The sequence below is a fragment of the Phormidium sp. CCY1219 genome, from assembly GCF_055795085.1.
The window spans coordinates 1-5,283 of the sequence record NZ_JAYFEQ010000165.1; the positions used below are offsets into that span (position 1 = coordinate 1).

At 43.5% G+C, this 5,283-nt stretch carries 3 protein-coding genes; all 3 read left to right on the plus strand.

Annotated features, from left to right (window positions below; genetic code table 11):
- The first annotated feature begins 217 nt into the window (after positions 1–217).
- The 3 genes from AC0QH1_RS00910 to AC0QH1_RS00920 all read left to right on the plus strand — a co-directional run bounded on the left by AC0QH1_RS00910 (position 218) and on the right by AC0QH1_RS00920 (position 5,125).
- A complete protein-coding gene (locus tag AC0QH1_RS00910; protein WP_324628844.1) occupies positions 218–4,318 on the plus strand; it encodes a DUF1156 domain-containing protein in 4,101 nt (1,366 codons plus the stop codon).
- 48 nt (positions 4,319–4,366) lie between these two features.
- Positions 4,367–4,792 (plus strand): ATPase, encoded by a 426-nt coding sequence (locus tag AC0QH1_RS00915; protein WP_324628845.1) that lies wholly within the window; start codon positions 4,367–4,369, stop codon positions 4,790–4,792.
- Between the two features lie 147 nt (positions 4,793–4,939).
- Complete coding sequence (locus AC0QH1_RS00920) at positions 4,940–5,125, plus strand: hypothetical protein (protein ID WP_324628846.1); 186 nt, start codon at positions 4,940–4,942, stop codon at positions 5,123–5,125.
- The last annotated feature ends 158 nt before the right edge of the window (positions 5,126–5,283 follow it).

The following is a 5,283-nucleotide window of genomic DNA, read 5'->3' on the forward strand; positions in this document are numbered from 1 at the left end:
TCTTGAGCTATGAGACGGGGGATAAATACCCCGGCGGATCTTGAGCTATGAGACGGGGGATAAATACCCCGGCGGATTTTGAGCTATGAGACGGGGGATTTATACCCCGGCGGGTGTGACTTGAGCTGTTAACCGATGATTGATACCCCCGGCGGCTGCAACTGCCCCCATTTTGTGATAGAGTCGGATAATGGACACCCATTCCCCCAAACCCACTATGTCGAATCGTCCCGAACTGTTTATCGAGAAAATCATGCCCGTCAATCTGCTCAATCAGCAGGTGTATTACGAACATGGGGGCAATCCGTTTAAAGGATTGCATCGCTGGTATTCTCGCAAACCGCTATCCTTTTCTCGCGCTTCCGTGTTGGCGTCTTTATTACCCGCAGATGTTTCCGGGGAAGAGTTTGAATATTTGTTGGGATTGCAACCGGGAAAAGAAATCAAACTCTATAAAATGCCGCCGTCTTCGGTACGGATTAAAAAGGTTCACGACTATTGCGAAAAAGTCTGGGGAACACGCACCCCAACGGTATTAGATGCCTTTGCAGGGGGTGGGAGTATCCCGTTTGAAGCGGCGCGGTATGGGTTGAATGTGTTGGCTTCTGACCTCAATCCGGTGGCGGTGGTGACGATGAAGGCGGCGATGGAATATCCCCTCAAGTTTGGCCCCGATTTGCAGCAGGATATTGATAAGTGGGTGCAGTGGGTTGGGGATGAAGCGGAAAAACGCTTAGCAGAATTTTTCCCGTCTCAGGAAGGGGAAACGGTACAAAACTATCTTTGGGCGCATACGGTGGTTTGTCCGAGTTGTGAGTCGGTTGTGCCTTTGAGTCCGAATTGGTGGTTAAGTAAAACGAGTAACTATGCAGGAAAAGGGAAAGCAAGGAAAGTTACAAGTGATTGGTATGCGGTAAAACCGATTCCGAATCCTGATGAAAAGCGGGTTGATTTTGAGTTGATTAAGGGGAGGAAGGGAAAGGGAACAACGATTAAAACAGAGGATGGAGATTACGACCCAAAGGATTACGACACAATTAGCCGAGGGGTGGGGAAATGCCCAAATTGCAATAGTGTGATTGAAGATGATGCTATTAAGGCTCAAGCCCAAAAGGAAGGTTTAGGTCATCAACTTTATGCTGTGGCTTATAAAAAGGGTGAAGGAAGTTTAGAGTTTAGAACTTCAAATCAACTTGATTTAGATGGCGTTGATAAAACTAATGATTGTCTGAAATCTAAATCTTTAAATGTTTATTGGATTCAATCAATTCCTGATGAAGATAGGTTTGACGGATATGCAGATAGATGTTTGGCGTATGGTTTGATAAAAAACTCAGATTATTTTAACCCTCGTCAGCTTCTAACACTTGTAACGTATGTAGAGATAATCAACGAGGCAAAGTCAAAATTACAGGCTGAATATGAACCCAATAAAGCAGAGGCAATTAGCACTTATTTGGCTTTAGTATTAGATAGATGTGTTGATGAAAACTGTAGATTAGGTCGATGGAATTCTCCAAGGGCTGGCTCAGAAGGAGCTTCTTCTCAACACGCATTGAACTTAATGTGGAATTATCCCGAAAGAAACGGTAGCAGAGAATTATGGAAATGGTGTTCTAATGTCTTTGCATCAGATTATTCTAAACTTTGCGCCTTATTCGGCACAAAGCCCCACTCAACTGGCTTACCGGGAATCGAAGAATACAACCCAAAATCTATCCAAATCGATGCCGCATCTGCCGATAGCCTATTCCACATTCCCGATAATTCTGTCGATGCTATTGTCACCGATCCACCTTATTATGCCACGATCCAATATGCGGAACTGTCCGACTTCTTTTATTGTTTGACTCCTGATTCTACTATTATTAGTCAACGCGGTTATATTCCTATCTCTGACATTGCAACAACAGATCGCGTTTTGAGTCTTGACGGTAACTGGACTGAAGTTCAAAAGGTAGGCAATCGCAATTATAATGGTGACATCATTGAAATTCGAGTTGCATATAATAACCAAAAACTCATCATTACACCCGGTCATAAAGTTTGGACTTTACCAAAAGAAAATGCAGGAGAACTAACAGGCTCATGGATTGATTCAAATGAATTAAAAAAGGGAGATTATATCTATATGCCTACCTATTCTCCCATAGAGAAAAATTTTAAACAAGCTATACACCTAAGCGATTTCTTAGATTATCCTCATGACGAATCTTGGCTTTATTATGGTAATAAATCTGCTGATATTTTAGAAATCAGACAAGCACTTCAAAAGTTAGGAAAAGAATATTTGACCCTCAAGGAAATTGCTCAAAAATTAGGAGTTTCCTATACTCGAGTTGTTCGGATTAACAATGAAAAAGGCGCACAAAAATTTTGCATTCCTAATCAGATAGAAGTAGATTATGATTTAATGAAAGTAATCGGCTATTTTTTAGCAGAAGGAAGTCTCCTTAATCGTCAAGGAAAGAGAGATGAAGGACGTATAACATTTGTTTTCAACCAATCAGAACAACAATATGTTGACGAAATCATAAAAATCTTCAAAGAAAAATTTATTTGTCAAGGGCATTTACAGCATAGAGTGAAAGAAAAAGCAATTGTTTTGAATTTTTATTGCAAGCCCATAGCAGAATTTTTTGAAAAACTATGTGGAAAGAATTCGCACTCAAAAAAAGTTCCTAACTGGTTATTAGATGCTCCAGAATTCCTGTTGAAAGGTTTGATTGTTGGATATTGGAATGGTGATGGCTCAACAGGAGACAATTTTTTTCAACTTACAACAATATCATCAACTTTAGCTTGTCAAATTAAAATTATTCTTCAACGTTTAGGAATTGTTGCACATCAATATTTTGACGATCGCTATCGAACTTGTGAATTTCATGAAAGACAGGTCAAAAGCCAACCCAGATTCTTGATAAAAGTCTGGGGCAAATATAGAGAAAAACTCGCGCAAATTTTAGAATGTTCGACTCCAACAGTGAAACAAGGGAACTATCTAAATATTTGGACAGATCGAGGGCAATGGATTCCTATTCGCGAAATCCAACGAAAATCTTATAACGGCAAGGTTTATAACCTAACTACAGTGTCGCACAACTATGTAACTGCACAAGGTTGCGTTCATAACTGTTGGCAAAAACGCACACTAGGCGACATATTCCCCGAACTATTCCTAACCGAACTTACCGACAAAGATAGAGAAGCCGTCGCCAACCCCTCCCGCTTCCGCAATATGGGCGCATCCCCCGACGAACTCGCCGCCCAAGATTACGAGGCGAAAATGGCACTGGCATTCACCGAATATTACCGCGTCCTCCGCGACGATGGCGTAATGACAGTGCAATTTAACCATAAAGAATCCGGGGCGTGGGACGTTCTCACAAAATCCTTGATCGATAGCGGATTCGAGATTACCGCATCCTGGGCGGTGAGTACGGAAAACCCGCAAAACCTGCACCAAGCGCAGAAAAACTCTGTTTCCAGTACGGTATTGCTGGTGTGTCGCAAACGAGACCCCAACGCCGCACAAGCGTGGTGGGACGATTTGCGCCCCGATGTCGCCAATTTAGTGGAACAACGCGCCCCGGAATTTGAAGCCAACGATATCAAAGGCATCGACCTCTATTTAAGCGCATTTGGCCCCGCCCTCAACGTTTTCAGCCGTTCCTATCCCATCCTCGACAGCAGCGGTGAGGAAGTGCGTCCCGAAGTTGCCTTCGCCGAAGCCAGAAAAGCGATCGCAAATTACCGTTTTCGCAAGCTAGTCCAAACCGATACCGCCGGATTTGACCCCCTCACCCAGTGGTATCTCCTGGCTTGGGATGCATTTAGTGCCCGCGAATTCCCCTTCGATGAAGCGAGACAATTAGCATTAGCGATCGGCGGTTTCAACGTCACCGATTTAACCAAAACTTACAAATTGTTAAATTCCGCCAGTGGCACTTGCAAACTCCTCACCCCACAACAACGCCTGAAAAAACGCGGCTTTTCCACCAACCCGCAAGAGTTTTCCAGCCGCTATTTAGTAGATGGACTTCACGCGGTTATCGCCCTGTATCAAGAGGAGGAAAACATCCAAAAAGTGCGGCAGTTTATGAAAACAACCGGACTCACCAGTAACGATACCTTCATGCGGGCGATCGAGGTAGCGTTAAAAGTGATTCCCCGTCTGGGGGATGAGAAAAAACGGATGGTGGAAGAGAAAGCGCTGTTAAATTTGTGGTTATCGATGGATGAGATTAAAGCCAAGGTTGTTTACGAACAATTGGAGATGAAAGATGAAGGGGGACAGTTGACGTTGGATTTGGGGTAAGGATTAGAACAAATGTAGGGGTTTGGTTTCCAAACCCTCTTAGCTATTATGCCAGAAATTTACGTTATCGGCGGGTGCAATGGATCGGGAAAAACGACAACAGCAATGCAGTTGTTGCCGAACTTTTTAAATGTAGTGGAATATGTGAACGCCGATGAAATTGCAGCGGGACTCTCTCCATTTAATCCGGAATCCGTTGCCATTCAAGCGGGACGATTGATGCTGGAACGGTTAGCACTTTTATCAAATGCCGGGGCTGATTTTGCGTTTGAAACTACCCTCGCTTCTCGCAATTATCTCCGGTTTTTACGAAACTGCAAAAGCCAACGTTATACGATTAATTTAATTTATTTTTGGCTATCTACTCCAGAACTAGCGATCGCACGGGTAAGGCGCAGAGTAGAGGCGGGAGGATATAACATCCCGGAACCCGTCATCCCCGTCGCCATGAGAGGGGAAGAAATAATTTTGTAAATTTGTATTTACCGTTAAGCGACACTTGTATCGTTTACGATAATTCCGATGTGATTTCTCAAGTGGTGGCTACCTATCATAAGAGTGAAACGGCTAAGCCTATGGTTTATGAACCTAAAATTTGGAATCAACTTACTGGAGGTATTGATGAAATCTGAGGATTTAGCCCTGTCTCCGTTGCATCAAAAAATCGATGCTGGAATTAAAAAAGCTGTCGCCGATGCTATCGAAAAACATCGTAAACTCGGTCAATCAATTAGCATTTGCAAAGACGGTAAAGTCGTTACCATTCCTGCGGATGAAATCAAAAATCTCGATAAGCCCTCACCTTGATATCTTGCACCATTCTCAGTAAGCCTTTGTCACCCGAGGATCCGGCGGGGGTTTAAACCCCCGCCTCATAGCTAAAGCCGGTTAGAAACCGGCTGAAAACGTTACCATAGAAGCATTTCAGATCCGGCGGGGGTTTAAACCCCCGCCTCATAGCTAAA

What these genes read in the sequence shown, in the direction of transcription:
- AC0QH1_RS00910 (WP_324628844.1), top strand. Translation starts at nt 218, where the DNA reads ATGTCGAATCGTCCCGAACTGTTTATCGAGAAAATCATGCCCGTCAAT.
- AC0QH1_RS00915 (WP_324628845.1), top strand. Translation starts at nt 4,367, where the DNA reads ATGCCAGAAATTTACGTTATCGGCGGGTGCAATGGATCGGGAAAAACG.
- AC0QH1_RS00920 (WP_324628846.1), top strand. Translation starts at nt 4,940, where the DNA reads ATGAAATCTGAGGATTTAGCCCTGTCTCCGTTGCATCAAAAAATCGAT.